Raw genomic sequence first — 18059 nt, 5'->3', positions numbered from 1 at the left:
TCTCCCTTATTAATTACACCCTTGTGCTATCTGAAAAACCTGTCACTGACAGCTTCTTTCGTACGCTAAAGCAACTAAACTTTCAGATGTTTGCGGATTGTAAATGTACTTCCAAGGAAACCGATACCTACTCCAAGAGCAATACCGACCGGTAAAAGTGTACGGTATACTCTCATTACCGGGAGGAAGTCCACGATATTATTCAGCAGACTGTATCTTGTCATCACATAGCTTACTGCTTTATCATACATAAAATATAACATTACCAGTGGAATGATCGCACCGATCACACCAATCAGAAGACCTTCAAATACGAACGGTGCCCGCACAAAACCGTCCTTCGCTCCGATATATTTCATGATCGCAATCTCTTCCCGTCTTACTGTAATACCCATTGTTACTGTATTACTGATCAGAAAGATAGATACAGCCAGCAGGATCAAAATAATCGCTGCCGAAATGATACCAACCAGTTTGTTCACACTTGTCAGAGTCTTGGCTACCGTATCTGACTTGTTGACTTTCCGTACACCGTCCAGTTTCTCTGCATAAGATACGACCTGTTTCTGCTTGGATACATCTGACATGTATACTTCATAGTTGTCTGAATTTGCCAGTGGATTATCATTTTTAAATCCCTCTGCCGCTTCTTTGGAGTCTCCGAAGTAGTCATCCTGGAACTTATTCCATGCTTCTTCTGCACTGATATAGTTCACTTCCAGAACTCCGTCTTCCTTCTTAAGATCCTCTCCGATCTTATCTTTCTGTTCCTGTGTTGCATCCTCGTTAAAAAATACTGTAATTGCAACTCCCTGCTCTGCTTTGTCTACAATGTAATTAAAGTTCATTACAATCGAATAGAATAATCCAAAAAGGAAAATACAAGCTGACATCGTTGCAATGGATGCTATGGAGAACATCTTATTTCTGCCGATGTTCTTCACACCCTGTTTCATCGAATATCCAAATGTGCTAATTCTCATTATTATACCCACCTTTTTTCTCGTCGCTGACGATAACACCCTTCTTCATCGTTACAACGCGCTTTTTCATCTCGTTTACAATCTCCTGGTTATGTGTAACAACAAGTACAGTTGTTCCACGGTCATTCGCCTCTTCAAGAAGCTTCATGATTTCCCATGAGTTCGTCGGATCGAGATTACCGGTAGGCTCATCCGCCAGAAGGATTGCCGGTTCATTCACGATTGCTCTCGCGATTGCAACACGCTGCTGCTCTCCACCGGATAATTCCTTCGGGAATGATTTGTACTTCTGTGCAAGTCCTACAAGGGACAGCGCAGCCGGCACTTTTTTCTTAATAATTCTTGTCGATGTCTCGGTTACTCTCTGGGCAAACGCAATATTCTCATAGATATTTCTATCCTTCAAAAGGCGGAAATCCTGAAATACAACGCCCAGTTTTCTCCGGTACAACGGAATCTTTTTATGTTTCATACGGTTCAGGTTATGTCCATTTACAATGATCGTGCCTGAAGTAGGATCTAACTCCTTCATGATCAGACGAATCAGAGTAGACTTACCGGAACCACTGTCTCCAACAATAAAGACAAATTCGCCCTGTTCAATCTTAAGATTGATACCATTAAGGGCTGCAACCCCTTTTGAGTACTCTTTCGTTACTTCTCTTAATTCAATCATATGTTCCTCCTAATTATTATACTCCAGCAATTTAATATTCCAGCGACTCCATATATTTCATGTATTTTACAACCATCAGTGCAATCTTGAATGTAATAGCATCCTCGAATACACGAAGATCAAGTCCCGTACTTTTCTGAAGTTTATCCAAACGGTAAACTAATGTATTACGGTGAATATAAAGCTGTCTTGAAGTCTCTGACACATTGAGGTTATTCTCAAAGAACTTATTGATCGTAGTCAATGTTTCCTCATCAAAATCATCCGGTGATTTCCCCTCAAAAATCTCACGGATAAACATCTTGCACAGAGGAATCGGAAGCTGATAGATCAGTCGTCCAATGCCAAGCGCACTGTATGCGATAATATTCTTCTCACCAAAAAAGATCTTACCCACATCAAGCGCCAGTTTGGCTTCTTTGTAAGACTTCGATACTTCTTTGATGTCACTGACAACCGTACCATATGCGATCAGAATGTCTTCTTCTCCGTCATTGCGGAGCAGATTATAGAAATTCTGCGCAATCCTCTCCAATTCTGCATGTCCGTCATTCGGCTCCAGTTCCTTCACAACTATAATATTCTTCTCATCTACCGCTGTTACAAAATCCTTGGCTTTACCGCCAAGAAGTGAGCGCACATTATCAAGGGCACTGCTGTCCTTCTCGTGTTTTGTCTCAATAATAAAGATAACACGTCTTACTTCCGTGTCAATATGTAATTTTTTGGCACGATTGTAAATATCCACCAACAACAGGTTATCAAGCAACAGGTTCTTTATGAAATTGTCTTTGTCAAACCGTTCTTTATATGCTACCAGAAGATTCTGGATCTGGAACACTGCGATCTTGCCCACCATATAGACATCTTCTCCGCCGCCATTCGCGAGCAGGATATATTCCAGTTGGTGTTCATCAAAGATCTTAAAGAACTGATATCCCTGTACTACCTGACTGTCTGCCGGAGATTCCACAAAAGACAGAATCTCGTCTTCGTAATTCTCCTGTTTTGAAAATGTACTTGCAAGGGCCTTACCATCTGTATCCATAATACAAAAGTCAATTCTAGTAATCCCTTTCAATCCTTCAATCGTGTTTTGAAGTATTTGATTAGATATCATAGGTTATCTCCTCCACTCATTTCAATATGCATTTTCCACAACAAAATTACTCTATCTTAAGTGAATTTGCATATTACTAGACCTATATTAATATATATCAACAAAAAAATAAAGAGGAAATCACAATTTTTTGTTGATTTCCTCACTTTTTCTTTCTGTATCTGTATGTCTTTTAAATGTCTGCCCCGACATTCCTGTCGCTCTCTGCCTTTTGCTTTTCCATCTCTTTTCTGAAAATTCTCCGGGTAAAGAATCGGGTGACTTTTTCCTTTCCAAAGCTGGTCTCTTTCCACGGCGGAGCTGCTTTTCCCATACCGAAAAGAATTCTCGTATTGAGAAGTGCTCTGTTCTTTGCCGCAAAATCTTCCTGAAGCGGCGAACATAACATAGAAAGTACACAGTCTGTCTCTGCACCATTGATCGCATTCACCAGCATATCATCCGCTCTGTTTTCTGCAGAGACTTTCGCCATCCCAACAATCTGGATTCCTCTATAATAGTGTTCCAGATATTGAAAAAATGCTTCTCCCTCTTCCTGTGTCTCAACAAGAAGATATACCCGCTTATGGTTCTTATGCAAATATCTCAGGAACATCTTCATAAATAAATGATTCTCTGTCTCCTGCAGACAACGCTTCTCTTCCACATCCGCTGCTTCCAGAATTGTCTTGTCTCCTGCCAGCACAAGATCGAAACTTCTAAGCTGTTCCTTCGTCTCCTGCTGCAGATCTACATCCATCACTGCATCTACTGTAAGAAGTTCTACAATATTAACCGGATCAGACTCCATGTATCCGACCGCTTCTTTCATAGCTTCTTTGCCTGTGTAATTGTCTATATATATACCTAAAACATTAATCTTGCTGTCCATCTTCTCTGCACCCGCTATATCCCGAATCTTTTACTCTTCTAATCAAGCTTTTCGATTATAGCAAAAGGGCTTTCTGTTTTCAAGCTTTCCCTGTAAATGTTCATACTAATTAACATTCGTAATACTTTTGTTACTTTTACGCCTCTTCCACAGCGCTTTGCTGCTGCCGACGCCTGCGTCCTGCCAGCTTCCCTCCAATCCGTCCGGTTTCCTTGGATGATAAAGATTTCCATCCCTCTGCCAGCACTTTATCAAGCAGTCCCAGCTCCTCTGCTACTTCATATTTCATTTTCTCTTCCGGCGTGATCTGATCCAGCCGTATCGGACCTTTCTTTTTTGCAGTCATAATATTACCCCTTTCATTATTTTGAAAGTATTTCCATAACATTTTTAAAATATTCGTGTAATAACTTTTTTCTATAGTCTGCCAAAAAAGATTCTTATTAGTGTGGAACTTATATACCGTGCTATAATAATGTCAGATAGAATTGTGGAATACGAAGTACGGAACAATTCGTATGGCATCTTTTGACCCTGACATCATTATAGCAATAACATCCAGGAGGTATATATATGACACAGGAACAGGCATGGACATTATTGAAAGAATATAATCAGGATGAATTTCATCTGGAACACGCAGACATTGTCGGAAAAACAATGCGCTATTTTGCAGAGAAACTTGGATATGGTGATGAGAAAGATTTCTGGGAAGTCGTAGGGATCCTGCACGACCTGGATTTTGAGAAATATCCGGATCAGCACTGCATCAAAGAGCAAGAAATCTTAAAAGAAAATGGCGCAGATGAAAAAATCATCCACGCCACAGCAAGTCACGGTTATGCAATTACTGTTAACATAAAACCGGAACACGAAATGGAAAAGGTGCTTTATGCCGTTGACGAGCTGACCGGATTGATCGGTGCAGTCGTTGTTATGCGACCGTCCAAAAGCGTTCAGGATCTGACTTTAAAATCTGTTAAGAAAAAATACAAATCCAAAAATTTTGCAGCCGGATGTTCCCGCGAAGTAATCGAACGCGGTGCTGATATGCTCGGCTGGACTCTGGAAGATCTGATTGCCCAGACCATCGAAGCACTGAAAACATTCCGTCCTTAATTGTAAACTTTTTATTTTCTTTTATGGCAGATGAATTTCTTCGCCAAGGGTAAAGGAATAGATGATCTTTTCTTTTACGATTTTACCGGTCGCCTGTTCCAGTGCCCTGGCGTAGTAATCAAGCTGTCCATGATAACGTTCTACAAGTTCTCTGCTTTCACGGACACGGTCTGTCTTATAATCCAACACAACCAATCCGTCCTCTTCTTCAAAATACACATCTATGATTCCCTGAACAAGAACAAGTTCGCCTTCCTCTTCTTCCTTCCACAGATCCGTTGCCGGCACTCCGAGTACGAATGGCTGCTCTTTAAAGAGGCGGTTTTGTTTTGCACATGCCTGCATCCGTTTTCCGCTGTCTGTCTGTAAAAATTTCAAGAAATCCCGAATGCAGACAGCCTTTCGCATCTCGTCCGTCATCTTCCCATCTTCTGTAAACTTCCTAAGGCAATTTTTCAGTTTCTCAGTATCATAGTCTTCTGCAAAATTCAGAAGCTCCAGTGCACGGTGATAGGCGGTACCTCTGGATGCTCCTGTAAGCGGCACCTCTTCCTCCATAAATTTCGGAAGGATCGGCTGCAGTTCCGTTTCTTCGTAAAGCTGCTCGCTGTCCTCCATTTCTCCGGATTCCTGTAAATAAATCCGTTTCTTTAATTCCGAAACGGAGAATTTCAACTTTCGTGTCTGGCTGTTTTCATATGGATATCTGTAAGCAAACTGATTCCTAAGATTTTCATGCATCTCTTCATCATACACACGCTCTGTATCCCAGTCTTCCAGTACACTTCTTTCTATCTGACTCTTCACCTGCGTTTCTGCCTGTCCCGCAATGATGTCATACATATTCAGCACTTTCAGTCTGAGCGGTACAGACCGCGGAGCCCGTAATACTGCCGGCAGTACAAAATCCCAGTACGTTGTCGCTTTGCTCAGACGTAGGAAATCAAATTTCATATCCGACTCTTCCTGCACACTTTCATATTCTGCCTGCTTCTTTTCCAGATTAGACATCGTTCCTGTGATGATCAATTTCTCTTTTGCCCTTGTATAGGCAACATAGAGAACTCGGAGTTCTTCTCCAAGCGAATCCAGTTTTTCTTCCTGCCGGATCGTTTTCTTTAACAGGCTCGCCCGCTTCGTCCGCTGCTTCAGGTCTACAACTTCCAGACCCACACCGAATTTGGAATTCAAAACAACACGGCTGTTAATATCCTGCATGTTAAATCGTTTCCCCATACCGGCTACAAATACAACTGGAAATTCCAGTCCTTTACTTTTATGGATTGTCATAAGACGCACAGTATCTGCCTGCTCTTCCTCGACATTCGCCTCTCCATAATCCACTTCATATTTCTGCAGCTGTTCCATATAGCGTACAAAATGAAACAACCCTTTGTAACTGGTGCTTTCAAAAGCTTTCGCCCTTTCCATCAGCATATCAATATTGGCTTTTCTCTGGATACCTCCCGGCATTGCTGACATATACATTGCATATCCGGTATCATCCAACACGCGCTGTAATAATTCATGCATCGGTGTATACGGCACGATCTCACGAATTTTCTCCATCACCGAAAGGCAGTTTTCCAGTTTGTCTCTAAGCTCTTCTTCCGTTCCTTCTGCTCGGTATCTGCGCACTGTTTCATAAAATGGTTCTTCCGGACATGAGCTACGAATCAGTGCAAGCTCTTTTGCACTACATCCACCGATTGGTGACGTCAACACTGCCGTCAGCGGCAGATCCTGTCTTGCATTATCCAGCACACGCAGATAGTCCAACAGTACTCCGATCTCCTGTGTGGCAAAATATCCTTCTTTTGTTCCCGCAAACGCCGGGATTCCTTCCTGCCCAAGGATTTCCACAAATACATCTGAAAATCCTCTCGAACTTCTTGTCAGGATCACAATATCGCGGTACTGAAGCGGGCGAAGTTTTCCACTCTCTTTATCTGTCACGCGGAAGTTATCCTCCATCATGGAACGGATTTTCCCCGCAATTGCTCTTGCTTCTATCTCCCTTTCATTGATCCCTTTTACTTTCTTATGATCATTGTCGCGAATATCAGTATCGACAACAAGCACTTCCGTCGCATTTTCTCCGGTCTTTTTATAGTCAGCTCCTACATTTAGCGCTGCATCATCGTCATAGTCGATCCCTCCTAGATCTTCCGTCATAATCTGACGGAAAATAAAATTCACACTGTCCAACACTTCCTTACGGCTTCGGAAATTCTTATGCAGATCGATCCGCTGTTTTTTACTCTCGGATTTATCGTATGTATTATATTTATCCATGAAAATCTCCGGTCTGGACAGACGGAAACGATAAATACTCTGCTTTACATCACCAACCATGAAAATATTATACTTATCTTCCCATATTGTAGAAACACTTGTAAGAAGCGCTTCCTGGATTAGATTGCTGTCCTGGTATTCATCGATCATGATTTCCACAAACTGTCTCTGGTACTCTTTTGCGATCGGTGACGGCACAAGTCTGCCATCCTTTTCTTCTGTCAGAATCTGCAGGGCATACTGCTCCATATCGGAAAAATCAATCATATTTTTGCTTCGTTTTTTCTCTTCAAAACGATCTGCAAATTTGCATACCAGATCTGCCAGTTCTTCCATCATCGGCGCACTGGCATTTAAGTCTTCCAGCAATTTAAAAGACGGTGCATAGAAGAACTGCTCTTTCATTTCTTTTATGATCTTCTTTGCCGTATCTCTTAAATATTTTACCTGGTTTGCTTTATTCTCAGATACGTTTTCATCTCTGTTGCCCGGAAGCCTTGTCCATTTATAATCCTTGTCCAGCACCGTTGACATCTCAAGAAATGTATCTTTTGATCTTAAACTTTGAATCAACTGCGAATCATTTACCAGCGCCGTCTCATACATATATGGTCCATCAGCTTCTCCGGTACAGATCTTCATTGCCTGCCGGATTTTATTCGCCGCATCCTTAAGATAACGGCTCACCTGATCTTTGATGACACGGATAAATTCTGTCTCTTCCAGTGCATCAAAATCTTTAATCCGGTAGCTTTCTGCACAGTCATGTATCCATTTTTTTGCATCCGGATAACTTCTGGAATATTCGTATATTTTAAGAATCAGTTCTTCGATCTTCTTATCATTCTTTCCATCTCCATATGCAGTCGTAAAATCTAGGAAACGCTGTCTCCCCTCTGTGTATTCTTCTTCCAGCACTTCTCCGAGCACATCATGACACAGAAGCTTAAGCTCCCCTTCCTCTCCGATCCGGAATCCCGGATCCAGATGGATTGCATAAAAATGATCCTTGATCACAGACAGGCAGAAGCTGTGGATTGTCGTAATACGTGCATTATGAATCAGTGTTGCCTGCCGTTTCAGATGTTCATTATCCGGCTCTTCTTCCAATTTCTGCTCTATGGCCACACGGATTCTTTCTTTCATCTCCGCTGCCGCCGCCTCTGTAAATGTCACAACAAGTAGCTGGTCTACATCGATCGGCGGCTCATCTTTCGTCAGCATCGTTATGATCCGTTCTACCAGAACTGCCGTTTTCCCGGAGCCTGCTGCCGCCGACACAAGTATATTCCGGTTACGCAAATCAATTACTTTCTGTTGTTCCGGCGTCCATGTCACACCCATTACTGCTCCTCCTTGCTGTTCTTTTCTTTATCTGGCTGTTCTTCTTTCTCTGCCATTCCAGTTTTTTTAGATTTTTCCGGCTGTTTTAAACCAGTCCCGACTTCTGCTGTCATCTTCTGGATTGCTTCTTCTTTTGATAATTTTTCCAGATTCCGATAATGATAACCCGGAACTTTCAGGTCAAATCCGCAGATGTGCCGATATTTACAATAGTCACATCCTGTCTCCGTTCCCTGACGGTACGGCAGAGCAGCAACTTCACCATCTGCAATCTTCTGATGGATCTCTTCCACTTTCTTCTGGGCATATCGCATCAATGTATCAAAATCTGTCTCTGAAGCCACTTTGGATGTTTTGGAAAGCGATCCCGATTTTGTATATTTAACCGGAACTGCAACAGAATCACCAGACTGTATTTTCTGTAAATGTTTAAGATTCTCACCGGACAGATTGACCAGACCATCCGGACGGAGTACTTTTAACATCTCCTTTTCCATTTGTTCTTTCTTTTCCTCTTCGGTTCCACGCAGAATTTCATCCATGACTTTTCCATCCAGAAGCGGATCCTGGATGCGATAATAAAATACGCCTGATGGTACGATCTCTTTACCCGGATGTCTTTTCTCTTCTCTTTCCACTGCCGCCTTTATATAAACCATCAGCTGAAGCTGCAATCCCTGATACAGCGAAACTACATCAAATTCTTTGCTGCCGGTTTTATAGTCCATAACTTTCACATAAACTTTATCCTCATCCTCACAGGTATCGACACGGTCAATTTTACCATTTGTAAAGCGGACTTCATATGCAGAAGGCGCAAAATCCCCCTGTGCAAGCTGTTCTGTCAGTGCCCAGATCGTGCGTTCCAGCATTCTCTTCATACGCTCTACAAGATATTCGTTCCGCGATGAACTGTAGAGAACCGAATTGCCATAGTCTGTAATTGCCTCATCCACCGACTCATCAATATATTGCTTTCTTATTTTATTTTCGACTTCTGTCCAGCTCTCTCCGGTGTGCTCCAGTTTTCTTGAGTACAGTTCCAGTGCACGGTGACACACATTTCCAAAATCCACAGACTGGAAATCATATTCCGGCCGTTCTTTCAGACGGAGCCCGTATGTCAGAAAATGTGCGAATGCGCAGATACTGAACCGCTCCATTCTCGATATACTATCTGTAAAATATTTTCCATATAACTTCTCTGCCACCTGTCTCGTAAGTCCATCCATCGGCATACGGTAATAGCCGGCTTCCAGTAAGCTTTCTACTGTCTGCTGCCATTCTGGATGTTTCTTATACCAGGTGTACAGTTCACACCAGAGTGGATCAAGTTCTCCATTACTTTCCTGCAGCCCCCGTATCAGACAGGTGATTCCCAGCTTCTCGGTAAATTCCCTCTCTGCGAAGCTTTTTTCTTCTTCCTCTATGATCTTCATGTCCGGATACATTTTTCTTAAATCCTGCATCAGATACGCCGGTCGCATATTTTTACCATCGGAAGATACCTTGCTATAGAATATATCCAGCTTTTCCGATGGTTTTGTAAGATTCATATAGAGATAATACTTCTGTACATATGCCCGCTCTTTTCCACCCGGAGCCAGAGCCAGCTTCTGATTCTGGAACTGTTCCCTGTCCGGCTCTGACAACAGACCGGTACGCAGAAGATTTCCCGGAAGATGCAGATCATTTGCCCCGACAAAGAGAAGTGCACGGATGTCTTTCAAACGCGTACGCTCCATATCTCCGATCACAACCTGGTCAATACTTGGCGGGATGACACCGACACGTGCCTCTTCCAGCCCTGCATCCAGCAATTTGCAATATTCATTCAGGCTCACCTGTTCATCACCGAGAAGCTCGACAAATTTATCAATCAGTTCGATAACAATCCGATAAACCTGTGCATATTCTTTCGCAAGTGCCAGTTCACCATTCTCACGGAATTTCTGCTCCTGCTCTGCGATCCGCTCCTGCAACTGCTCCTGCACCATAAATTCATACAATGCCATTGTAATATCTTTGACAGTTTTCCTCCGCTGCTTTAATACAAAGACGAAATTATCTACTTTTTCTACGAATCTGGTGCGGTAATGGTTCAGTCGTTCCAGATCCTCTTCTTTCATATCTTTTAATCTGCGGATCCATTTCTCCTGCCACCGTTTATAGCCTTTGATTCCCATACCGATGATATAATTTTCCAGTTCGTCCACTTCATCATGGGTAAATCCCGCCAGATTCGTACGCAGAAAACGAAATACACTTTCATATGTAAAATTCTGTTCTGCCATTCCAAGGAGACTTCGTATATACTCTACGAATGAATTTAACAGGATACTTCTCTTGTGATCCATAAATACCGGGATCTCATACAGCGCAAATGCCTGTTCCAGTGCCTCGGCATACATCTCCATATCGCTGACGATCACAGCAATCTCACGGCAGCGATATCCATTCTCCCGCATATAAGCGCGCACCTGCTGCGCCGCCGCAAGTGCTTCTTCCCCCGGCTCTCTCGCCACATGGATCTTAACCGCATCCTGCTCTCCTTCATAAGTTTCTTTCCGATAGCGGAAAAGATTTCTTTCCAGAAATGCAAGTGCCGGATTATCACGGAAACGATACGGAATCTTATCAAACAGCTCCATGGGCTCTTCGATCTTGATCTGATTTTCTTTCGCCAGCTGTATCATGGATGTAACCATATGTTTACTAAGCGCAAATAACTGATATGGATGTTCATAGCGGTACGGATCTTCCGCCGGATCGATCGTTACAGTGATCATAACTTTCCGACAATGCTTCATCAGTTCTCCAAGCAAGCGGTTCTGTACCGGTGTAAATCCGGTAAATCCATCCAAAACGATCGTACTGTTTTTTAATATTTCCGATTTACATACGACACGGCTTAATACGTCCAACAGTTCTTCCTTGGAAATATACCGTTCTTTCAGATAGTCCTGAAACCCGCGGTATAGAACTTTCATGTCTGCCAGCTTATAATACAGTCTTGACTCTCTGCCGGCATTTTCCATCACACGGTCAATCTCTTCTTCCCCGATATCATACTGTGCAAATTCCGACAGCACCGATTTGACTTCACTGATATATCCAAGCTTGCGAATGTTGCCGCGGAGCATCTGTAATTCATTTTCATGATTGCCTGCAATCTTACGCAGGATCAGATTTTTTCCCTCATCATCCAGCACCGGCAGTGTACCGGCTCCTGTCTCTTCAAATATACGGTATGCAAGACGCACAAAACTTAATACATCGATGTTCATGATTGCGTGTCTGTCATGCATCGTCACGAGATCTTTTTGCGTCTGCATCGTAAACTGCTCCGGTACAAGAACAATAAAATTCTCCTCCGGATGCGCTTTCGACTCAGCGATCACATTCTTATATAATTGATAAGTTTTTCCGGACCCCGATGGTCCCAATACAAATTTTAAAGGCATAGGTTTTCCTCCTATGCCTTAGTATATCTTATTAGATGGTACAAATCTACCCCACACATTTTTATAAAGCTCTTAACTTCTCTGCAAATTCATTGCTCAGAGTCATCTTCGCAACATAGAAAACATCTCCTGTCATATAGACATTCCAATCATCTTCTACTTCTACCTGTAATTCTCCACCCGGCATATGCACGATCACTTTGCTGTTCGTCATGCCCAGTTTGTATGCCACTCCGGCTGCCGCACACGCTCCTGTTCCGGATGCAAGTGTGTAACCTGCGCCTCGCTCAAAGATTTCAATCGCAATATTTTCTTTGTCGATCACTTTCATAATCTGTGTATTAATACGATTTGGAAAATATCTTGCGATCTCTGCATAGTCACCAATCTTCGTAACAAGTGGTTTGGAGATCTCGCGCATCGGAATTACACAGTGCGGATTACCGATATTTACACAGGTAACCGGATATAACGTACGTCCGAATACCATATCTTCATTAATGACTTCTCTTCGTTCTCCAGTTACCGGAATATCATCACTCCAGAATGAAAGTTTTCCCATGGAAACGCGAAGTCTGCTACCATCTTCATTTAAAAATGTTACTTCAACCGGTCCGTTTCCTGTATATAATTTAAAATTCTTTTTCTGTACATAACTTGCATCTTTGAGATATTTTGCAAAAATACGGACACCATTTCCACTCGTCTCGGATTCGCTTCCGTCTGGATTCCATACTTTCACATACATTCCGTCTTCTTTTAAAATCGGTCCCTCCAGAACTCCGTCAGAGCCAAGTCCCGCATTTCTGTCACAGATCCTCCGGACATTTCTTTCATTTAATTCCAGCTCATTTTTATTTGGATCAAATACAACATAATCATTTCCAAGTCCATGATAACGCTCTAATACAACTTTCATAACATACCTCCGGTTTGCAGAAATCTTGTGATTTCTTTTTCTCATAGCTTCTGTACTCATCATAGCAGGCATGATTTTCCTTTTCAACGCAAATATTGCTATTTGCATTGCAAATCGTGCTATTTTATTCTATGATATAAGAAAAAACGACAAAAGGAGCATTTCTCCATGGACACATATATGAAAAAAGGCTATCTGAACAGTGAATTCCGGCTTTTTCACCTGACGGACCGTGAGACGAAGGAAGTCGAATACCATTATCATGACTTTAACAAGATCACGATTTTTATTAAAGGAAAGGTCAACTATATGATCGAAGGAAAATCCTATGATTTAAAACCTTATGATATCGTTCTAGTCAATCATAATGATATTCATAGACTCGAAGTGGATAATTCGGTTCTTTATGAACGTATTATTGTTTATATTGCACCGGGATTTATCCAAGCTTATAAAAATAAGGATTATGATCTGAGTTTCTGTTTTCAGCGTGCCGCAAAAGAACATTCTAACGTGCTTCGTATTCCATCACTCGAAAAAAGCTCTCTTTTCCGCTCCATTACCCGGCTGGAGAAATCTTTCTCTGATGATAGTTATGCTTCTGGTCTGTACCGGCAGGTATTATTTCTGGAATTTATGATCCATTTAAACCGTGCCGCCCTGAAAAACAGGCTGGAATTTATTGATACAGATAACTGCAATGCAAAGATCATCCATATTCTTGACTACATTAATAATCATCTGAGTGAAAATTTGAATATTGATATTCTTGCTGAACATTTTTATATCAGCAAATATTATATGATGAGACAGTTCAAGCAGGAAACCGGTTATACCATCGGGAATTACATTGCCCAGAAACGGCTCCTGCTCGCAAAAGAAATGCTCCTGTCCGGCACTCCTGCCGCACAGGTATGTTATGACTGCGGTTATCACGACTATTCCACGTTCCAGCGTGCATACCGCAAATTATTTTCTGAATCTCCAAGTCAGACAGTGACTCTCGAGTAAAGTTCTGCCGGGACATAGGCTCTTACAAAGATACCATCCTCCTGATACTTCTCTTCCAGCAGCTCTCCGTACTTGCGGATGAGCTGGATCTTTGCCGCATCCCGGTACTCATACAGGCATTCAAGAAATACTTTCTGCTCTCTTAACACCGCTTCCATCGTATCTGTCAGGTCGGTAAGTCCGGCTCCTGTCTTTGCTGAAATTTTAACCGTATAATCTGCTTTAAAATCCCGGATCAACGGTGCATCTTCTAACTTGTCCTGTTTATTGAACGCCGTGATGATCGCTTTGTCTTTTACCCCAAGGTTCGATAATGTCTCATACACGGTGTACATCTGACTGTCCATCTGTGGACTGGATGTATCTACTACATGCAGGATTACATCCGCATATTTTGCTTCTTCCAGTGTACTCTTAAATGCTTCGATCAGATGATGTGGAAGTTTTTTAATAAATCCGACTGTATCTGTCAGAAGTACTTCCTGACCTCCCGGCAATTTTAAACCTCTTGTTGTCGGGTCTAATGTTGCAAACAGCTTATCTTCCGCCAGAATATCCGCTCCCGTCAGCCGGTTAAGAAGTGTAGACTTTCCGGCATTCGTATATCCAACGATTGCAACTACCGGCACATAACTTTTGCTTCTCTGCTCTCTTGTCACTTCACGGTGGCGTTTTACTTCTTTTAATTCCCGGTTCAATGCTGCAATCCGGCTTTTAATGAGACGTCTGTCCATCTCCAGTTTCTTCTCTCCCGGTCCTCTCGTTCCGATACCGCCGCCAAGTCTTGACATTGCCGTACCAAATCCGGTCAGCCTTGTCTGTCGGTACTTTAACTGTGCCAGTTCTACCTGAATCTTACCTTCACTTGTAGAAGCTCTGGCTGCAAATATATCCAATATAAGAAGTGTACGATCCATCACCTTCACATTCAGTTCATCCTGCAGATTCTTCATCTGTGCCGGTGAAAGTTCGTCATCACAAATAATACCTGTTGCTTCCAGTTCCCACAACAGGTCTTTGATTTCTTCTATCTTTCCTTTTCCAACATAAGTTCCCGGATGCACCTGCTCCCGGTTCTGGATCACACAACCAACCGTTTCTGCACCTGCTGTGGTTGCCAGTTCAGAGAGTTCCGAAAGCGAATCTTCCATGCTTTCTTCTCCCGGAAGTTCCACTCCTACCAGGATCACTCTCTCTTTATCCTGTTTTAATTCTATCATACGAAACCTCTATTTTATCTGGTTCTATAGCTTATTATCTTGTTTCCAGAAATTCCACTTCTTTTTTTGCTGTTTCATCATCCGGATATTTTTCCAGATATTCATTCAGTTTTGACTTTGCTTTTTCCCAGTTCTGCATCTCCTCATAGGAAACAATAACATTGTATTCCATTTCCTTTTTCAACTCATCTGAACTTCCGGATGCTGCCAGACCTTTCTCATAATAGGAAAGTGCACTCTTTCCATCATCAAGTTTCAGTGCACAGCCACCCATCAAATTATAAAGTGTGGCATTTTCTTTTGTTCCTGCTTTAACTGCATTTTTAAATGCTTTTAATGCAGCCTTATATTCCTTCTGCTCCCAGCAGGCAATTCCGATTCCACGGTATGCATCTGCTGTATTCTTGTCCTGTTTCACTGCTTCTTTGAAGCTTGCTTCTGCCTGTTTATATTCTTTGGACTCTAACTGGCTGACACCCTCTTTGTAGGGATTGCCGGAACATCCTGCCAGCGCAAGTCCCATACTTGCTGTCAATATCACTGCTGCCAATCTCTTCATTATGATCTGTCTCCTTTTGCTTTCCTACATGTTTATATGCAAATAGTGATTCTCTCTCAAAATATATTCCACAGTCTATGCATAATATTTCACGACATAGACTGCGTTCATAATCGCTGCAAACACAACGCCGACTTCTGCAACGATCGCTTCCCACATTCCAAAGTATCCAACCAGCGCAAGCAGTACAATGATCACTTTCACTGCAATCGCAAAAGCAATATTCTGGTTTACTACCCGGAGTGTTTCTTTGGAAATTTTGATCGCATCTACGATTTTCGGCAATTCATCTTCCAGTAAAATAATATCTGCCGCCTCAATTGCCAGCGCAGAACCTAATGCTCCCATCGCGATTCCGATATCTGCACGTGCCAGTACCGGGGCATCATTTACACCGTCTCCGACGCAGACCAATTTCTCCATATCATCCTGGATCGTCAGGAAATCTTCCAACTGCTCTAATTTGTCTGAAGGCATCAGATCTGTATATGCATAATCCATCTTCAGTTCTTTTGCCACCGCATATCCTGCGCTTCTTGTATCACCAGTCAGCATAACAAGCACAGCTTTACACTTATCTTTCAGATATTTCATCGTCCACTTCGCACGATATTTAATCGCATCTTCAATGATGATCGCACCCCTATATTCTGTTCCCACGCTGACATAGACAACCGTTCCTGTACTATCAAATTCATCTACTTCAATATCATATTTTTCCATCAGCCGGAAGTTTCCGACATGGATTCGCTTTCCATCATAATCTCCGGAAAGACCATATCCCGGAATCTGCTTAATATTGGATACGAGATCTTTGTCAATCTCGCCATCATAGGCATTCAGGAGTGACTGTGCGATCGGATGATTGGAATAGCTTTCCACATGCGCCGCAATCTTTAAAAGTTCCTCTTCTGTTCCCTGCTCTGCGTAAATCTCCTGAACCGAAAATTCTCCTTCTGTCAGTGTTCCTGTCTTATCAAATACAAATGTATCTGCCTTGGAAAGGTCTTCCAGATAGTTGGCTCCTTTGATTACGATTCCCTGTCTTGCCGCCGATGCAATTCCTCCTAAGAACGCGATTGGAATCGACATTACAAGTGCTGTCGGGCATGCCACGATCAGGAAAATAAGTCCTCTGTAAATCCATATATTCCAGTTATGATAAGAAAATGTAAGCGGCGGATAGATCATAACAAAGAGTGCTAACAGCACCATTGCCGGTGTATATATTCTTGAAAATCTGGAAACAAAACTTTCGCTCTCGGATTCCTTATTCTGTGCTTCCTCTACCAGTTCCATGATCTGTGCGACTGTCGAATCACGATAGACTTTCAGAACCTTTGCCTCTACTGCACCGCTTAAGTTAATACATCCACTGTAGATCTTATTTCCTTCAGAAACTCTTCTTGGCATAGACTCACCGGTAACCGCTTTCATGTCAAGAAGCGTAGATCCAGCTTCTACTATTCCATCAACCGGCACACGTTCTCCCGGCTTGATCACAATGATATCTCCAACCTGAAGATCGATCGGATCGATCTGTTCTTCTCCGCCATCTGTCTTACGAATCGCAAATGCCGGACGAATATCAATCATCTCTTCAATAGATCGTTTGGCATTGTCTGTGGAATATGCTTCAAAAATAACTCCCAGCTCAAAAAGGATCATGACAAGTACACCTTCTGTATATCTTCCAATACCGAAAGCTCCGATCGTCGCAACCGTCGTCAGCGTATATTCTGTTAAAAATTTCAGTTCCAGAATCCTGTCTCGAAGTTTTTTAAATACATCAAAACCGACGATCAGATATGCGATCAGAAACCAGACGAATTTAATCTCATCTTCTATCGTAAAATTCGATGTCACAATAACAGCCGCCAGATAAATAACAACACCGACTCCATATATCATACTTTGTTTTTTTAATTGCTCTGTCATATCATTTTCCCTTTTCTTTTTTCACTAAAAAGCCTGTAAAAACTACTCCATAATATGTTCCATTCCTTGGCTGATAATATTCTGAATATGTCCATCCGCAAGTGAATAATAAACTGTTTTTCCTTCTCTTCTGTTTTTCACCAGCTTCATCTGCTTTAATACACGAAGCTGATGTGAAATCGCCGACTGCGTCATCCCCAGCATCTCTGCCAGGTCACACACACACATCTCTGATCGGAGCAGCACGCATAAGATCTTGATTCTTGTTGCATCTCCGAATACTTTATAAAAATCCGCCAGTTCATTCAGCAATTCTTCCGCCGGCATCTTCTCTTTTACTGCCTCTATAATCTGGTTGTGCACGCATGTAACGTCACAGCATTCTACTTCTGTCTTCTTCATGGTCTGTCCTCCCATCGATTCAAGAGATCCATAACCTATGAAAATATGAACCATCTCTCATCTGATATATTATGCCAAAACAAAACCGGCATTTCAACTGTTTGCAACAAAATACAAGGAAAATTAAGAAAATTGTAA

At 42.2% G+C, this 18059-nt stretch carries 14 protein-coding genes; 2 read left to right on the top strand and 12 right to left on the bottom strand.

Annotated elements, in window-relative coordinates:
• Positions 1–74: 74 nt before the first annotated feature.
• From ftsX to DW152_RS12770, 5 genes are all read right to left on the bottom strand, one after another.
• On the bottom strand, positions 75–983 hold the full coding sequence (gene ftsX, locus DW152_RS12790; protein WP_021861336.1) for a permease-like cell division protein FtsX: 909 nt from the start codon (positions 981–983) through the stop codon (positions 75–77).
• A complete protein-coding gene (gene ftsE / locus DW152_RS12785; RefSeq protein WP_021861335.1) occupies positions 973–1659 on the bottom strand; it encodes a cell division ATP-binding protein FtsE in 687 nt (228 codons plus the stop codon). Before ftsE ends, ftsX begins: the two co-directional genes overlap by 11 nt.
• A 31-nt stretch (positions 1660–1690) precedes the next feature.
• The gene (locus tag DW152_RS12780; RefSeq protein ID WP_117538406.1) at positions 1691–2779 is read right to left on the bottom strand and encodes a PucR family transcriptional regulator; all 1089 of its coding nucleotides are present in this window, start codon (positions 2777–2779) and stop codon (positions 1691–1693) included.
• 172 nt (positions 2780–2951) lie between these two features.
• Positions 2952–3650: a WecB/TagA/CpsF family glycosyltransferase gene (locus tag DW152_RS12775; protein WP_117538405.1), complete on the bottom strand. Its 699-nt coding sequence runs from the start codon at positions 3648–3650 to the stop codon at positions 2952–2954.
• Positions 3651–3786: 136 nt separating this feature from the next.
• Entirely contained in the window at positions 3787–3996 is a 210-nt protein-coding gene (locus tag DW152_RS12770) for a small, acid-soluble spore protein, alpha/beta type (protein ID WP_118288788.1), read from the bottom strand.
• Positions 3997–4223: 227 nt separating this feature from the next.
• On the opposite strand from DW152_RS12770, the gene DW152_RS12765 reads away from it, so the two are divergent.
• Positions 4224–4769, top strand: coding sequence for a hydrolase (locus DW152_RS12765; RefSeq protein ID WP_118288787.1), 546 nt, complete (start codon positions 4224–4226; stop codon positions 4767–4769).
• A 21-nt stretch (positions 4770–4790) separates the two neighbouring features.
• Here DW152_RS12765 and addA read toward each other — a convergent pair whose 3' ends face one another.
• From addA to dapF, 3 genes are all read right to left on the bottom strand, one after another.
• Entirely contained in the window at positions 4791–8408 is a 3618-nt protein-coding gene (gene addA, locus DW152_RS12760; RefSeq protein ID WP_118288786.1) for a helicase-exonuclease AddAB subunit AddA, read from the bottom strand.
• Complete coding sequence (locus DW152_RS12755) at positions 8408–11872, bottom strand: PD-(D/E)XK nuclease family protein (RefSeq protein ID WP_118288785.1); 3465 nt, start codon at positions 11870–11872, stop codon at positions 8408–8410. The genes addA and DW152_RS12755 overlap by 1 nt, the downstream gene beginning before the upstream one ends.
• A 61-nt stretch (positions 11873–11933) precedes the next feature.
• The gene (gene dapF, locus DW152_RS12750) at positions 11934–12791 is read right to left on the bottom strand and encodes a diaminopimelate epimerase (RefSeq protein ID WP_021861328.1); all 858 of its coding nucleotides are present in this window, start codon (positions 12789–12791) and stop codon (positions 11934–11936) included.
• Between the two features lie 168 nt (positions 12792–12959).
• On the opposite strand from dapF, the gene DW152_RS12745 reads away from it, so the two are divergent.
• Entirely contained in the window at positions 12960–13802 is an 843-nt protein-coding gene (locus DW152_RS12745; protein WP_021861327.1) for an AraC family transcriptional regulator, read from the top strand.
• Here the strand turns inward: DW152_RS12745 and hflX are convergent.
• From hflX to DW152_RS12725, 4 genes are all read right to left on the bottom strand, one after another.
• Complete coding sequence (hflX, locus tag DW152_RS12740; RefSeq protein ID WP_118288784.1) at positions 13781–15022, bottom strand: GTPase HflX; 1242 nt, start codon at positions 15020–15022, stop codon at positions 13781–13783. The genes DW152_RS12745 and hflX overlap by 22 nt on opposite strands.
• A gap of 34 nt (positions 15023–15056) precedes the next feature.
• Complete coding sequence (locus tag DW152_RS12735; RefSeq protein WP_118288783.1) at positions 15057–15581, bottom strand: tetratricopeptide repeat protein; 525 nt, start codon at positions 15579–15581, stop codon at positions 15057–15059.
• A 75-nt stretch (positions 15582–15656) separates the two neighbouring features.
• Entirely contained in the window at positions 15657–17519 is a 1863-nt protein-coding gene (locus tag DW152_RS12730; RefSeq protein WP_118288782.1) for a heavy metal translocating P-type ATPase, read from the bottom strand.
• A 42-nt stretch (positions 17520–17561) separates the two neighbouring features.
• Positions 17562–17921, bottom strand: a complete 360-nt coding sequence (locus DW152_RS12725) for an ArsR/SmtB family transcription factor (protein WP_021861323.1) — start codon at positions 17919–17921, stop codon at positions 17562–17564.
• Positions 17922–18059: the final 138 nt, after the last annotated feature.

Source organism: Dorea sp. AM13-35, from assembly GCF_003473885.1.
GTDB lineage: Bacteria > Bacillota > Clostridia > Lachnospirales > Lachnospiraceae > Dorea_D > Dorea_D hominis.
This window is presented reverse-complemented; position numbering and strand designations above follow the sequence as displayed.

Coding starts and splice junctions, on each gene's coding strand:
- ftsX (WP_021861336.1), bottom strand. CDS start 983: ATGAGAATTAGCACATTTGGATATTCGATGAAACAGGGTGTGAAGAAC.
- ftsE (WP_021861335.1), bottom strand. CDS start 1,659: ATGATTGAATTAAGAGAAGTAACGAAAGAGTACTCAAAAGGGGTTGCA.
- DW152_RS12780 (WP_117538406.1), bottom strand. CDS start 2,779: ATGATATCTAATCAAATACTTCAAAACACGATTGAAGGATTGAAAGGG.
- DW152_RS12775 (WP_117538405.1), bottom strand. CDS start 3,650: ATGGACAGCAAGATTAATGTTTTAGGTATATATATAGACAATTACACA.
- DW152_RS12770 (WP_118288788.1), bottom strand. CDS start 3,996: ATGACTGCAAAAAAGAAAGGTCCGATACGGCTGGATCAGATCACGCCG.
- DW152_RS12765 (WP_118288787.1), top strand. CDS start 4,224: ATGACACAGGAACAGGCATGGACATTATTGAAAGAATATAATCAGGAT.
- addA (WP_118288786.1), bottom strand. CDS start 8,408: ATGGGTGTGACATGGACGCCGGAACAACAGAAAGTAATTGATTTGCGT.
- DW152_RS12755 (WP_118288785.1), bottom strand. CDS start 11,872: ATGCCTTTAAAATTTGTATTGGGACCATCGGGGTCCGGAAAAACTTAT.
- dapF (WP_021861328.1), bottom strand. CDS start 12,791: ATGAAAGTTGTATTAGAGCGTTATCATGGACTTGGAAATGATTATGTT.
- DW152_RS12745 (WP_021861327.1), top strand. CDS start 12,960: ATGGACACATATATGAAAAAAGGCTATCTGAACAGTGAATTCCGGCTT.
- hflX (WP_118288784.1), bottom strand. CDS start 15,022: ATGATAGAATTAAAACAGGATAAAGAGAGAGTGATCCTGGTAGGAGTG.
- DW152_RS12735 (WP_118288783.1), bottom strand. CDS start 15,581: ATGAAGAGATTGGCAGCAGTGATATTGACAGCAAGTATGGGACTTGCG.
- DW152_RS12730 (WP_118288782.1), bottom strand. CDS start 17,519: ATGACAGAGCAATTAAAAAAACAAAGTATGATATATGGAGTCGGTGTT.
- DW152_RS12725 (WP_021861323.1), bottom strand. CDS start 17,921: ATGAAGAAGACAGAAGTAGAATGCTGTGACGTTACATGCGTGCACAAC.